This window comes from Arenibacter certesii DSM 19833, from assembly GCF_000429545.1.
GTDB classification, from domain to species: Bacteria; Bacteroidota; Bacteroidia; order Flavobacteriales; family Flavobacteriaceae; genus Arenibacter; species Arenibacter certesii.
The window spans coordinates 32,424-44,794 of sequence record NZ_AUCB01000012.1 but is presented as its reverse complement, the minus strand read 5'-3'; the positions used below and the strand labels follow the sequence as shown (position 1 = coordinate 44,794).

Sequence of the window (12,371 nt, the reverse complement as noted above, 5' to 3'; positions counted from 1 at the left end):
CAGTGATCAATAAAAAAAACAGCCTAAAAGTTTTTGTTTTAGGCTGTTTTTAGGATATATGGAAAATTATTTTTTATAATCTCCGGCATTTACTACTGTCCATTTTTTATAAGGCTTAATATAAGTCCTAATTGCTTTGTTGACTTCTTCGACAGTTAAGTTTTTCACTTTCTCTTCTAAACTCTTTTGGAAGTCCATACTTCGATTATAGAATATGTTGTTATTGATTAAGCCGGCCAGTTCTCCATCTTTAGCTCTAGAAACATTTTCTTCTTGGATCCAACCATTTACAGCATTTTTTAATTCGTCTTCGGTTATTCCATCTTTTATAAAGCGATCTAACTCTTCTTTAAATCCTAGCTGTACTTTTTCGTAATTGGTAGGTGCATAAATAGCATATAGGTACATGGAAGAATTTTGATCTTCACTGTCAAAATCTACCTGAAATCCGGCTCCTGCTCCATAGCTAACCCCATCCTTCTGACGCAACCTTTCAGCAATCCTAGAATTTAAGAAACCACCTCCCAAAATTGTGGAGCCAATACTCAATGCAGCATAATCTTCATTATCCTGACTAATTTTAATATTAAGATTCCCTAGGGTCATAGCATTTTGCTTGTCTGGCGTCAGGATATCTTCGCTTATGGGTTGGGATTCGGAATAGGGATCTTTTAGTCTTGCATAAGGATGGTCGCTCTTAAAATCAGCGAATTCCTTTTCCATAAAAGACGTTACTTGAGAAGGCTGCATATCTCCAATACTAACCAAAATAGCTTTGCCCAAACCATAAAATGATTTGTGAAAAGCATTAAGGTCATCTATTGATAAAGTTTTTATAGCGGCTTCTTCTTCAGCTATAGTCATGGCATAAAGTGGATGCCCTTTAGAATATCGATTATTTATTTGTGATAATCTTTTGGAAGCTAGGAACTGTGGTTCAGTCTTGTTGCTCTCTAACATGGCCAAATGTTCAGTTTTTAATTTTTCCAATTCCGCCGGGTTAAATGACGGATTTTTTAGCATATCTGCCATTAACTCCAAAGAAGCCATAAGATTTTCTTCGGTAGAGTTTACATAGGCATAGATATTGCCATTACTGGCCCTAAAACCTACAGATGACTGTAATTTGCTGAGTTCATCAGCAATTTGTTGTCTTGTTTTGGTTTGGGTACCCTTGTCTAGCATTCTTGCGGTGTAGGAAGGTATTATTCCTTTATTAAAAAGGGATTCCTCATTCCCATTTCTCATACTAAAATTGAGAAGTACCGTTTTTCCCCTATTTTTTTTCTTAATGATGCCATAGTCAATACCATTGGATAATTGACCCGTCTCTAGTCTTTCCGATATGGCATCATAGGCGACGTCAAAAGCTTCGCCCATACCCATATCTTCTTTTCCTTTATAGTTAGCGACTAGGGCATCCAAATCTTTCGTGTGTTCAATAGATACTCTTTCTGGTTGTTTGGTAGGGATAAATCTACCAATAGTCCTATTGGTAGGGATTAAATACGTGGTAGCTACTTGGTTCACCTCATCCAATGTCATTGCTTCTATCCTGTCTCTATGTATAAAAGCCAAGCGCCAGTCGCCCGCTCCAATAAATTCACTCATATAAGTGCCTAAAAATGAGGAGTTTCTAAAGATTTGGTCTATCTGTTTTAGTAGGTTGGACTTTGCCCTGTCTAATTCTTCTTGAGTTATAGGATTTGCTTTTATAGCATCCATAGTGTCTTTGAGCTCACTTTCTACTTGTTCCATACTTTTTGTGGATGGAACATCTACATTTATGTAGAGGAAGCCCGGTTCTTTAGTAAAGGGGGAAAAGGACCAAAGAGAAGATGCTTTTTGTGTTTCTATAAGGTTTTTATAAAGTCTTCCCGCTGGCTCATCTGTTAGTATATTTTCAACTATGGCCATTGCTGCATAATCTTCATGTGATCCTGCTGGGGTATGATACATTGCTGAAACCACTTGTAAGTCCCCTATTCTACTAAGACTTACTATTTTCTCCCCATCTTGGGCGGGTTCTTCAGTATAAGAATCCCTTAATGGAGTGCTAGGCTTTTGAATCTTCCCAAACTTTTTCTCTATTAGGGCTAAGGTTTTATCCTCATCAAATTTACCGGTAACCATAAGTACGGCATTGTCCGGTCTATAATAGTTTTTATAAAACGCTTTTAGATTTTCTATAGGGACCCGCTCAATATCCGATCGGTTTCCTATTGTAGAATTTCCATAATTGTGCCACAGGAATGCGGCACTGATTACTTTTTCCATAAGTACTCCCACGGGATTGTTCTCACCGCTTTCAAATTCGTTCCGGACTACGCTAAATTCGCTTTCTAAATCTTTTTTGGCAATATAGGAGTTTACCATTCTGTCTGCTTCCAAATCCAATGCCCAATCTAAATTGTCTTCTGTGGCATTAAAGGTTTCAAAATAATTGGTGCGATCGTACCAAGTGGTGCCATTTGGTCTTGCGCCACGTGCGCTTAATTCCTTTGGGATGTCTGGATGGTTAGGGGTGCCTTTAAAAACCATGTGCTCTAATAAATGCGCCATACCTTTTTCTCCGTAGCCTTCGTGTCTAGAGCCTACCAAATAAGTGATGTTTACCGTAATAGTTTGGGCAGAATTATCTGGAAATAATAATACCTTAAGTCCATTATCCATTTTAAATTCAGTAATGCCCTCAACAGAGGTCACTTTTTTTATTTGCCCATACGAGCTGTAAGCACATATAAGTAGACCTATTAAAAAGAGGTTCAATATTCTGTTTTTCATATCGTGTGGTTTTGTTTCTACTCAATAATACAATTATTTTCTGTAAGAATTCACCTCTGCAATATTAGAATTTTGCTTGTAGTGTTCGTCTTATTGGATAATTAGTAATATTTTTATCGCATAAACTAAATGTCAACTATATAATGCACAATTTTTCCAACCCGCAATTTAAAATGGCTTTATACCGAATTTTTTTCTCCGTTTTTATGTTGCTTGCCTTAGGATCCTGTAAATCTACTGCCCCTTCAGTTTCCGAATCTAACGTTAAGGATTTTGTTAAGGAATCTTATGTGGAAGAAATTCCCGCTACAGATTTAACTTTTGAGATGGTGTTAATTCCAGAAGGGAAGTTTATGATGGGAAGTCCAGAATCTGAAGCTAATAGAAAAGCTGATGAAGGACCAAGGAAAGAGGTAGCCCTAGATGCTTTTTATATGGGCAAGTACGAGGTTACATGGGATGTTTTTGAATTGTTTTTTAAGCAAAACCAAGAGTTGTTCAAAGATCTGGAAGTGAGTAAATTGGATGTTATAGATGCAATTACAAGGCCTAGTCCTCCTTATGAAGATCCCTCTTATGGAATGGGAAAAAGCGGATATCCAGCGATCAGCATGTCCGCCTATTCGGCATTGGTTTTTTGTAAATGGCTAAGTTCGGTTACAGGGAAATTCTATAGATTGCCTACGGAAGCGGAATGGGAATATGCCGCCAAGGCAGGGACTGATACCGCTTATTCTTTTGGCGATGATGTTTCTAAAATTGACGATTATGCGGTTTATTATAAAAATGCCAACAATCAATATGCAAAGGTAGGGACCAAATTACCCAACCCATGGGGATTATATGATATGCACGGGAATGTAGCGGAGTGGACCTTGGATGAGTATAAGGAGAATGCCTACGCTATCACGGATCCTAAGAACCCATGGGTACAACCTACGGTTATCCATCCTAGGGTGGCCAGAGGAGGATCTTGGGACGATGATGCCGATGTGCTTAGATCATCTGCAAGAGTAGCATCTAGCTTAAAATTACAGAAAAGAGATCCCCAGATTCCAAAGAGTTTTTGGTGGAATACCGACTCCAACTTTATTGGATTTAGGGTGGTAAGTCCAAAGGTGCAGCCCAATACGGAAGAGCAAGCTCAGTTTTGGCAAACCGTATTGGACGAGTAGTAATTGGAATGGGTGAATTAAAATATTTTATTGATATGAAAACGAAGTTATCTTTATTAATTTTATTGTTTGTGGCCTTTGCGGGCTTTTCTCAAGATAAATACAAGCTTTCACAAGACAGTGAGCTTACTATTACAGGGACGTCTACACTTCATGATTGGACCGTTACGGCCAGTTCTATGCAGGGTACTTTAACTTATGGTGAGAATATTGTTAATATTGGTTTACAGGTAGACGCCTCCGAAATAAAAAGTGAACGCGGTGCCGCAATGAATAAAAAAATGCACGAGGCCCTTAAAGCGAAACAACATCCGAAGATCATTTTTAAATTTCAAAACCTTACCAATACGGACGGGCATGTTATTAATGGCAAGTTAACTATTGCTGGGGTGGAACAAGAGGTGGAACTTCCGTCAGAGGTCAGCGATCAGGATAATAGCTATCGATTAAAGGGTAATTACACTATTACCTTAAAGGACTTTGGCATGGAGCCACCTACTGCCATGTTTGGTCAGATAGTAGTTGGGGATGAGGTTACCGTTAACTACAACTTAGTTTTTGTAAAGGAATAGAAAATTGACCAAGATCTCTTTTAAGAGTATTTCTTAATTTCTTTATATAAGTAGCTTGGGCCTAGTGTGCTATGAAGAAAGGTGTTTTGATTTCCCAGTTTAATGCTTCAATTTTTTGGGTATAGGGAGAATCGATATGAACGCTTTATGTACTGAATTGCACGATATGAAAATAACTAACCCTTTCCTTCTATCATTACTATTGCTAACGGCTATCTATAGCGTTAATGCCCAGAAAAGGGTTTCTTATACCCATCAACAAATGGGTACCCAAATAAGGCTGGTTTTTTATTCTCCAGATAGTTTAGATTCAGATAGAGTTGCACAAGTTATTTTTGATAGAATAGACGAACTTAATTTAATTCTGAGTGATTATCTACCTCACAGTGAGATAAATAGGCTTGTAGAAAAAAAGAATGCGAATGTAGAGGTAAGCGGAGATTTGTACAACATATTAAAATTATCCGAAGCAATTAGCCGTAAAACCGATGGTGCTTTTGATGTAAGCATGGGGCCTGTTATCACCCTTTGGAGAAATGCGAGAAAGAATGGCGTAGTGCCAACTGAACAGGAAATTGAAGCAGCCAAGAATAGATCAGGATTTGAGAAAATAAGAATATTGCCCAAATCCGTAGTGAACTTATCAACTGCTGGGATGCAATTAGACCTTGGAGGAATAGGGAAAGGATATGCAGCAGATGAAGCAATAGCATTATTGAAGAAACTAGGTGTAAGGTCGGCCTTAGTAGATATGGGAGGGGATATAACCGTAAGTGATGCGCCACCTAATAAAGCATACTGGATCTTGGGGTTCAGCTATTACGATTCTAAGAATAACGAAGTGTTCACCAAGCTTAAACTTAAAAATCAGGCGGTAGCAACCTCTGGAGATCTATATCAGTATTTTAATATAGATGGCAATCGCTATTCACATATCGTAGATCCAAAAACAGGTAGGGCAATTACCAATAATATTCAAGTTACTACTATTGCTCCAAATGGTACTATGGCAGATGCTTATGCATCTGCCCTTAGTGTGCTTGGTATAGAAAAAAGCAAATATCTTCTTAAGACTACTCCAGGCCTAGAGGCAATTTTGGTAGCAGATATTCCGGAGGCTTATCAGAAGTGGAATACTGCTGGATTTTTGGATTATATCGTAATGGACTGAAATATTTTGGTCTAGTGTGGTATGACTAGAAATGGAAAGGAGCGTTCAAAGAATCATGTAGCCAGGATTCTTCTGTTCTTTTCTTCCGAAAGGAAGTGAAAATCCAATTTCCCTTGCTCAAAAGAGGATCTTATGCCTTATAGAAAGTTACTTTAGTGTAATAAAAGGCGTATGCTTAGACAAGAATATCATTATAGGATCCATATAATCAATCTATAATAAGAAATATTATGAATTTAAAAGAGAGGATCATAGAATTGGCAAAACAATTTAGTGCAGAATATGTTGGAGTAAGAAGAGTTATTCACCAACATCCAGAGCTTTCTTTTAAAGAAATTAATACTTCTATTTTAATAAGAAAAGAACTCCTTAAAATTGGAATTGCCGATATTGTTTCAGTGGCAGAAACGGGGTTATTAGCAACCCTTCATGGTCGGGAAAAGGGCAAAACTGTTCTTTTAAGGGCAGATATGGATGCCCTACCCATACAAGAGGAGAATCAAGTGGACTATGCTTCTAGTATTGCCGGAGTAATGCACGCTTGTGGTCATGATGTGCATATGAGCTCCTTATTGCTAACCGCCAGAATTCTTTTTCAGCTTAGAAGTGAATTTACCGGCACCGTAAAATTATTGTTTCAACCAGGGGAAGAATTGATGCCAGGTGGGGCTACTTTGGTTATGAAAGAGAAAGCTTACCAGAAATTAGGCACAGTGCCTCATTTGGGGCAACATGTAATGCCCAAACTACCAGCTGGGAAGGTAGGCTTTAGATCGGGGCAATTTATGGCTAGTATGGATGAGATTTATCTCACGGTAATTGGGAAGGGCGGACATGCCGCAGTGCCAGAAGAATGTATAGACCCCATTCTTATTGCTTCGCATATAATTGTAGCTTCCCAACAACTGGTTAGCAGAATGGCATCACCAAAAATGCCTAGTGTGCTATCTTTTGGCAGAATTATTGGAGACGGAGCGAACAATATAATTCCGGATCGTGTAACTATTGAAGGGACGTTTAGGACCTATGATGAGAACTGGAGAGCTCTGGCGATAGAAAAACTTACTAAATTGGCTAAAGCTATTGCAGATGGAATGGGAGGGGAGTGTTATGTGAATATTCCTAAAGGATACCCGCATCTGAATAATGATGTGAGGTTGACCAATGCTATGAAAAATAGTGCTATTGCATTTTTAGGAGGAGAAAATGTGGTGGATTTAGATCTGTGGATGGCGGCAGAAGATTTTGCCTATTATTCTCAAATGAATCCCGCGTGTTTTTATCTTCTTGGAGTAGGGAATAAAGAAAAGGGAATTACTTCAGGCTTGCATACAGCTACTTTTAATATAGACGAAGTGGCCTTGGAAACAGGAGGAGGATTAATGGCTTGGTTATCTATAGAAGCACTGGAGCAATAAGGAAGTGGTGGTAACAAAAAAAGGTATTGGGACATTTTCCCAATACCTTTTTATGATAAGATATGACGTAAGTCCTTTAGAACTGATACCTAATACCTAAGGCGATATCCATATCAAGATCATCGGAGTATTTGTCATTAAATCCTAGTTCTGGTCTAATATCCAAAGATAATAGCAGTGGGAAATCAAAGTCGTATTCAATACCTATATCTCCAGCGATAAGTGCAAAAGTACCATTCGAATTTTTAGAATCATATTGTCCCAAGCCTGCGCCAGCACCTACGTACCAATGGAATCCTCCATCTATTGGCATTACCCATTGGTAAAGACCTACTAGTTTAAAGGCATCTATGTCATTTGAGCTTCTCCATCCAAGATCAAACTCCAGTCTATTGCTTTCTTTTAGATATCGTTGGTAGGAAATCTCCCCTCCAAATCCGTCATTATCCCCTAATCTTAACCCTAGGGCATTTTTGGAAATAGATTGCGATTGAGCACTTATTGTCATTAAAAGTGCAACGGTAAGTAAACCTAATAGTTTCTTCATTTTTAATCGTGTTTAATGGTTTTAGTTTATTATAGCTATAGGACTTAAATTTATATTTTATGGCCTTAAAACTAGGAGCCAAAATTAGTAAAAACATGAGAATAAAGGTATTTTATCCGATATATTTATATCTCAAAAGCATAACTATTATATAGGGTAAAGTAATTTTTTTAATGCTTTGTTTTCTGATATTTTATACCAATTTTTATAGGAACTTAGCTTACATCTGGTAATAGCAAGTTTAATATCTTTCTTTGCTCATGTCTAAAAGAAAATTGATTGGAATTACTCTTATCCCAATTTTACTATTGGTGGGATTGTTAGTCGTTCAACTTACTGTAAAGTCCAAATTGTCCAATGTATTGGGCAATCAGTTGCCCGGGCATATTCATTTAAAGTATGACGAGTTATCTGTGAACGTACTGATGGGCTCAGTTAGTTTAAATAAAGTTAAGTTGGAACTGTATAGTCCGGATACGTTATTGATGCATACTTCAATGGAGTTGGAGAGTTTAAATGTAAGTGGTATAGGGTACTTTAATTTGTTTTTCAAAAAGGAAGTTGCTATCCGTCATCTGGAGCTATTTAAGCCCGATATAAGCCATTTTCCTTCTCAGTTTATTCCCAGTAAAAGAACCGATGAAACTGAGGAGGTAACTTGGGACCATAAATTAACAATAGACAGCTTTACTATTCGTGAGGGACAATATGTCCAGATGAATGATAATTTGGAAATTAGAAAACTTGAGGTCGCTTCTTTTGATTTATCTCTAAACCATGTGGTAATAAGTGCTGAAACCCTAACAAATAAGATTCCATTTGGATATGAAGACATGGAATTAAGATCCAGTACGGTATTTGTGGATCTTGGTCCCTACGAAACACTTAACATAGCTACCTTAGATTTGGGAGAAAATGAGCTGCTTTTAAAGGAGGTGTCTTTAAAGTCTAAATATAACAAAAAGGAATTGTCTAGGGTATTGACGAAAGAAAGAGATCACGTGGATCTTAAAATTCCCGAAATATTATTTTCTGATTTGAAGTTTGGATTTAATAGTGCTCAGTTCTTTCTACAAATTAGCCAAGGGGCAGTTAGTGGCCCAAATTTGAAAATATATCGGGATAAGCTAGTTAACGATGATTTAGATCATAAGAAATTATATAGCCGAATGCTAAGGGAATTACCGTTTAACTTGGATTTAGCGTCCTTACAGATTAAGGATGGTTATATTTCATATGCAGAGCAGGTAGCGGAGGATGTGAAGCCAGGAGAGATTGTATTTACGGATTTAAATGCAGATATAAAGGAAATTACAAATACAAACGAAAAAGGTGGGGGAACAAGTATTGTGATTAGCACCTTGTTTATGGATAGTGCTCCTCTTCACTTAGATTGGAGTTTTGATGTGCAAAAGGAGAATGATGCTTTTTTGGTTACTGGAAAGTTACAGGATTTTAATTCTGAAAGCATCAATCCTTTTTTAAAATCTAATTTGAGAGCAGAAGCAAACGGGATGGTAAATGAACTTTTTTTTACTTTTAGTGGAGATGCGGTAAGTTCAAGTGGGGAAATAAAGATGAAATATCAGGATTTTGGTTTTGTAGTACTGCAGAAAAACAGGAGAGGAGTGAATAAGTTATTGACAGCTTTTGGCAATATATTTACCAGTGATGGCTCGCGAGCGGACCCACAAGGATATAGATATGGAACTATATATGCAGAACGGGATACCAGTAAGTCCTTCTTCAATTATTTATGGCTAAATATTAAAGAAGGTGTGTTAAGCACACTTACAGGAAATGGAAAAAAAGAGTGAGCTATTAATATCGTTTTAATTGAGTTAATATTAAACTGGAAATCGCCTATTAGAAATAAGCGATTAGCTTACCTTTTCAGTAACAATAAAATAAAGAAAAGATGGGAGTAATTGAGAAGGACGAAAGAAAAATAACGCTCTATTATCATTCGGGTACAACCCTTGGGAAGCAGACCTATGCTTATGTGAGCACGTCAGAGAAAAAGCTTTTGGCCATTGATATTTCAAAAACAAAAGTTACCGGAACGCAATGGGCGGAAATTGCAGAAAATTTGGGAATTAAAATATGTGACCTTATCAATAAAGAACATCCAGATTTTATTGCGAATTACGGGGAGGATAAGATTGATCTAGATTATGAGGGTTGTCTAAAAATCCTTGATAAAACCCCAATTGTACTAGCCTATCCTATTGTTATTAATGGTAATACTTGGAGAATGATTAAAACACCATCTGAATTTGTAAGTTATTTAGGAGCAGATAGTGCCGCCATTGAAAGGAAAGATTTATAATCTGGTGTTAATGGCTCCCGTAAGCTGGGGTAGTAGGTAACAGTTTTAACGCCACTTCCCAGTAACCAAAATTGGATTTGGAATAATGATAAAATTGATACGATCAATTTACCTACTAAACCCTGTTTATCTTGGAGCAAATAATTAAAAGAGAAATAACTAAAAATGGATGCTACACAAACAGCTATAGGAATTAATAAAGAGAATAGGAAAGCAGTAGTAGAGATGCTACGGAAACTCTTAGCAGATGAATACTTAATGTACACTAAACTGAGAAATGCTCATTGGAATGTGGAGGGAATTGACTTTCATACTAAGCATGTGTTTTTTGAGGAGGAGTATAACAAGATAGAGACAATTGTGGATGAGGTGGCAGAGCGAATAAGGATGTTGGGTTTCTATTCTCCAGGTACACTTGGTGAATTTTTAAAACTAACCCATTTAAAGGATGAAAGTCCAGAGAAAACGGATAGCGCAACCTTAATGGCAGCATTGTTGGAAGATCATACTACTATAATAAAGTTTATTAGGAAAAGTATTGGGGATAATGCGGAAGCGCATAATGATGAAGGTACAGCAGATTTCATTACTGGAATCCTGCAGGTGCACGAACAGATGTCATGGATGTTAAGGGCCTCCCTGAAATAAAATATTAAGTAGTCCCCCCCCCAAAAATTAATCCGCAAGAAAATATTCTTGCGGATTTTTTTGTTATAGCTAGAAAAGTATCAAAAAAGAAGGGGAAGTTCACTATCAGCTATTGCCAGAATAAAGCTGTTAATACTGTTGCATGTTTACTTGAAATATGTTGAACACGACCCATTTCAATAGAAAAAAACACAAAAAAAACCGGTCTCTAAAGACCGGTTTGTATATCAACACGAAATATATGTTTAAGCTGTTGCAGCTAATGCATTTTGGTGATCTTGATAATACTTTGGACTACAGTTGTATCGCTCCTTAAATATTTTGGAGAAATAACTTCTACTAGTAAGTCCTACGCTATACACAATTTCGGAAATATTAAGATCGGTGGTTTTAATCATATGTTCTGCGGTTTCCACCCGTACATTCCTTATATAATCTGTTACCGTTCTGTTATGGAGTATTTTAAAACCTTCCTGAAGCTTCGCTGGAGATAAACCAGATTTAGAGCTTAAGTATTTAAGGTTATACTGAACTTCAGGATAGTTTCTAATGAAAGCCGAAAGTTCTCGTAAATCATCCATTTCATCTTTTGTTAGAGATCCAAAATTATTTTTTGTATTTTTTCGATCTTCTTTATGTTGCTGAATTTCCATAGCCAACATTAAATGGACTGTTCCTTGTATTAATAGGTAGCGAACCAAACCTTTTTGGGAGATAGCAGCCAATTGTTCCATCTGTTCGGCAATTTTTAAATTATAGGAACCTGTATAGGCAAAAGTATTTGCTCCATTTTGTGGTCTAAAGGTCTTTAATAACTGATCTCTCAATTGATCAATATTTTCATCTGAAGATCCTTCTTGATTAATGTCGACCATAATGTTTGAAATTCTCACCTGTTCGTCCTTTTCGAAAAAGAGGACCGTATCTTTACTTGGATCGCTAGAAAAAATACCGGTCTGAAACTGGTTTAATATGTGTTTCTCCACTTCGTCTCCAAAACTATGGGCCAATCTACCCTTGGCGCAATACATAAAATGTATAGGGTTGTTAATAGGGGTATGGCTTGTGATTGTGGTATCTTCTTTAAAAGTTACATCGTATTCCATAAAACAGATGCGGCTTTTAAAGCAAACTCCAGTTATAACACCGCTGGCCACTTCATTGTCCAGGATTAAATTATATTCTTGGGGGCGGGCGTTTAATTTCCCGCCCAAGTTTTGTTGTAATTGATTAAAGATATCCTTAATACTGCTTGTGTTGATATATACTGTTCTCATAGTTTTATAATTTAAAGGTTAATAAATAATTATTCTCTCATCACTCTTAGTACTATTGCTATAACCGCTAGTAACAGGAAAATATGTATTATCATGCCTATATTGAAAATGAATAGGCCAACTGTCCATATGAAAAGCATTAAACCTGATGCTGTTGTCAAAATCCTGGACATTAAGGAACTGTTGTTTTATTTAAGTTTGTTTTGTATTTGTAATTAGGTATCAACTAATCGGAATCGATCGTTTGATTGGTCATTCCCATTATAAAATTATCTGGTAGATTTTCATTTTCCTCTGTTCTTGAGTTTAATGCCCAACTCTTACCAACTCTAGAATTTAATGATGTATTTTCTTTAGTTTTCTTCATGGTCGCTGTCTTTTATTAACTGATATCAAAGTTCTATAAAAGGGAAGGCGAATGCGTTACAGAATTATTGAATTGTGTTATAT

Annotated in this window: 12 protein-coding genes; 7 read left to right on the top strand and 5 right to left on the bottom strand. The window is 36.8% G+C overall.

Annotated features, from left to right (window positions below):
- Positions 1 to 66: 66 nt before the first annotated feature.
- On the bottom strand, positions 67 to 2,784 hold the full coding sequence (locus G466_RS0107475) for a M16 family metallopeptidase (protein ID WP_026813105.1): 2,718 nt from the start codon (positions 2,782 to 2,784) through the stop codon (positions 67 to 69).
- A 143-nt stretch (positions 2,785 to 2,927) separates the two neighbouring features.
- Here G466_RS0107475 and G466_RS0107470 point away from each other — a divergent pair, with 143 nt between their 5' ends.
- The 4 genes from G466_RS0107470 to G466_RS0107455 all read left to right on the top strand — a co-directional run bounded on the left by G466_RS0107470 (position 2,928) and on the right by G466_RS0107455 (position 7,120).
- A complete protein-coding gene (locus tag G466_RS0107470) occupies positions 2,928 to 3,959 on the top strand; it encodes a formylglycine-generating enzyme family protein (protein ID WP_229797185.1) in 1,032 nt (343 codons plus the stop codon).
- 35 nt (positions 3,960 to 3,994) lie between these two features.
- Positions 3,995 to 4,531, top strand: a complete 537-nt coding sequence (locus tag G466_RS0107465; RefSeq protein WP_169720742.1) for a YceI family protein — start codon at positions 3,995 to 3,997, stop codon at positions 4,529 to 4,531.
- Between the two features lie 166 nt (positions 4,532 to 4,697).
- Entirely contained in the window at positions 4,698 to 5,702 is a 1,005-nt protein-coding gene (locus tag G466_RS21600) for an FAD:protein FMN transferase (protein ID WP_169720741.1), read from the top strand.
- A gap of 230 nt (positions 5,703 to 5,932) precedes the next feature.
- Positions 5,933 to 7,120, top strand: a complete 1,188-nt coding sequence (locus tag G466_RS0107455) for a M20 metallopeptidase family protein (RefSeq protein WP_026813102.1) — start codon at positions 5,933 to 5,935, stop codon at positions 7,118 to 7,120.
- Positions 7,121 to 7,196: 76 nt separating this feature from the next.
- Here the strand turns inward: G466_RS0107455 and G466_RS0107450 are convergent, their stop codons facing one another.
- On the bottom strand, positions 7,197 to 7,667 hold the full coding sequence (locus G466_RS0107450) for a hypothetical protein (protein ID WP_026813101.1): 471 nt from the start codon (positions 7,665 to 7,667) through the stop codon (positions 7,197 to 7,199).
- A 260-nt stretch (positions 7,668 to 7,927) separates the two neighbouring features.
- Here G466_RS0107450 and G466_RS0107445 point away from each other — a divergent pair, with 260 nt between their 5' ends.
- From G466_RS0107445 to G466_RS0107435, 3 genes are all read left to right on the top strand, one after another.
- Complete coding sequence (locus G466_RS0107445) at positions 7,928 to 9,484, top strand: hypothetical protein (RefSeq protein WP_026813100.1); 1,557 nt, start codon at positions 7,928 to 7,930, stop codon at positions 9,482 to 9,484.
- A gap of 101 nt (positions 9,485 to 9,585) precedes the next feature.
- Positions 9,586 to 9,996, top strand: a complete 411-nt coding sequence (locus tag G466_RS0107440; RefSeq protein WP_026813099.1) for an arsenate reductase family protein — start codon at positions 9,586 to 9,588, stop codon at positions 9,994 to 9,996.
- Positions 9,997 to 10,161: 165 nt separating this feature from the next.
- On the top strand, positions 10,162 to 10,644 hold the full coding sequence (locus G466_RS0107435) for a Dps family protein (protein ID WP_026813098.1): 483 nt from the start codon (positions 10,162 to 10,164) through the stop codon (positions 10,642 to 10,644).
- Between the two features lie 245 nt (positions 10,645 to 10,889).
- Here the strand turns inward: G466_RS0107435 and G466_RS0107430 are convergent, their stop codons facing one another.
- Genes G466_RS0107430 through G466_RS23795 form a run of 3 tightly spaced genes read right to left on the bottom strand, consistent with a single transcriptional unit; the run spans position 10,890 to position 12,288 of the window.
- Positions 10,890 to 11,921 (bottom strand): helix-turn-helix domain-containing protein, encoded by a 1,032-nt coding sequence (locus G466_RS0107430; RefSeq protein ID WP_026813097.1) that lies wholly within the window; start codon positions 11,919 to 11,921, stop codon positions 10,890 to 10,892.
- Positions 11,922 to 11,950: 29 nt separating this feature from the next.
- Positions 11,951 to 12,094, bottom strand: a complete 144-nt coding sequence (locus G466_RS24695; protein WP_157373828.1) for a lmo0937 family membrane protein — start codon at positions 12,092 to 12,094, stop codon at positions 11,951 to 11,953.
- Between the two features lie 53 nt (positions 12,095 to 12,147).
- Positions 12,148 to 12,288: a hypothetical protein gene (locus G466_RS23795; RefSeq protein ID WP_157373827.1), complete on the bottom strand. Its 141-nt coding sequence runs from the start codon at positions 12,286 to 12,288 to the stop codon at positions 12,148 to 12,150.
- Positions 12,289 to 12,371: the final 83 nt, after the last annotated feature.

What these genes read in the sequence shown, in the direction of transcription:
- G466_RS0107475 (WP_026813105.1), bottom strand. Translation starts at nt 2,784, where the DNA reads ATGAAAAACAGAATATTGAACCTCTTTTTAATAGGTCTACTTATATGT.
- G466_RS0107470 (WP_229797185.1), top strand. Translation starts at nt 2,928, where the DNA reads ATGCACAATTTTTCCAACCCGCAATTTAAAATGGCTTTATACCGAATT.
- G466_RS0107465 (WP_169720742.1), top strand. Translation starts at nt 3,995, where the DNA reads ATGAAAACGAAGTTATCTTTATTAATTTTATTGTTTGTGGCCTTTGCG.
- G466_RS21600 (WP_169720741.1), top strand. Translation starts at nt 4,698, where the DNA reads ATGAAAATAACTAACCCTTTCCTTCTATCATTACTATTGCTAACGGCT.
- G466_RS0107455 (WP_026813102.1), top strand. Translation starts at nt 5,933, where the DNA reads ATGAATTTAAAAGAGAGGATCATAGAATTGGCAAAACAATTTAGTGCA.
- G466_RS0107450 (WP_026813101.1), bottom strand. Translation starts at nt 7,667, where the DNA reads ATGAAGAAACTATTAGGTTTACTTACCGTTGCACTTTTAATGACAATA.
- G466_RS0107445 (WP_026813100.1), top strand. Translation starts at nt 7,928, where the DNA reads ATGTCTAAAAGAAAATTGATTGGAATTACTCTTATCCCAATTTTACTA.
- G466_RS0107440 (WP_026813099.1), top strand. Translation starts at nt 9,586, where the DNA reads ATGGGAGTAATTGAGAAGGACGAAAGAAAAATAACGCTCTATTATCAT.
- G466_RS0107435 (WP_026813098.1), top strand. Translation starts at nt 10,162, where the DNA reads ATGGATGCTACACAAACAGCTATAGGAATTAATAAAGAGAATAGGAAA.
- G466_RS0107430 (WP_026813097.1), bottom strand. Translation starts at nt 11,921, where the DNA reads ATGAGAACAGTATATATCAACACAAGCAGTATTAAGGATATCTTTAAT.
- G466_RS24695 (WP_157373828.1), bottom strand. Translation starts at nt 12,094, where the DNA reads ATGTCCAGGATTTTGACAACAGCATCAGGTTTAATGCTTTTCATATGG.
- G466_RS23795 (WP_157373827.1), bottom strand. Translation starts at nt 12,288, where the DNA reads ATGAAGAAAACTAAAGAAAATACATCATTAAATTCTAGAGTTGGTAAG.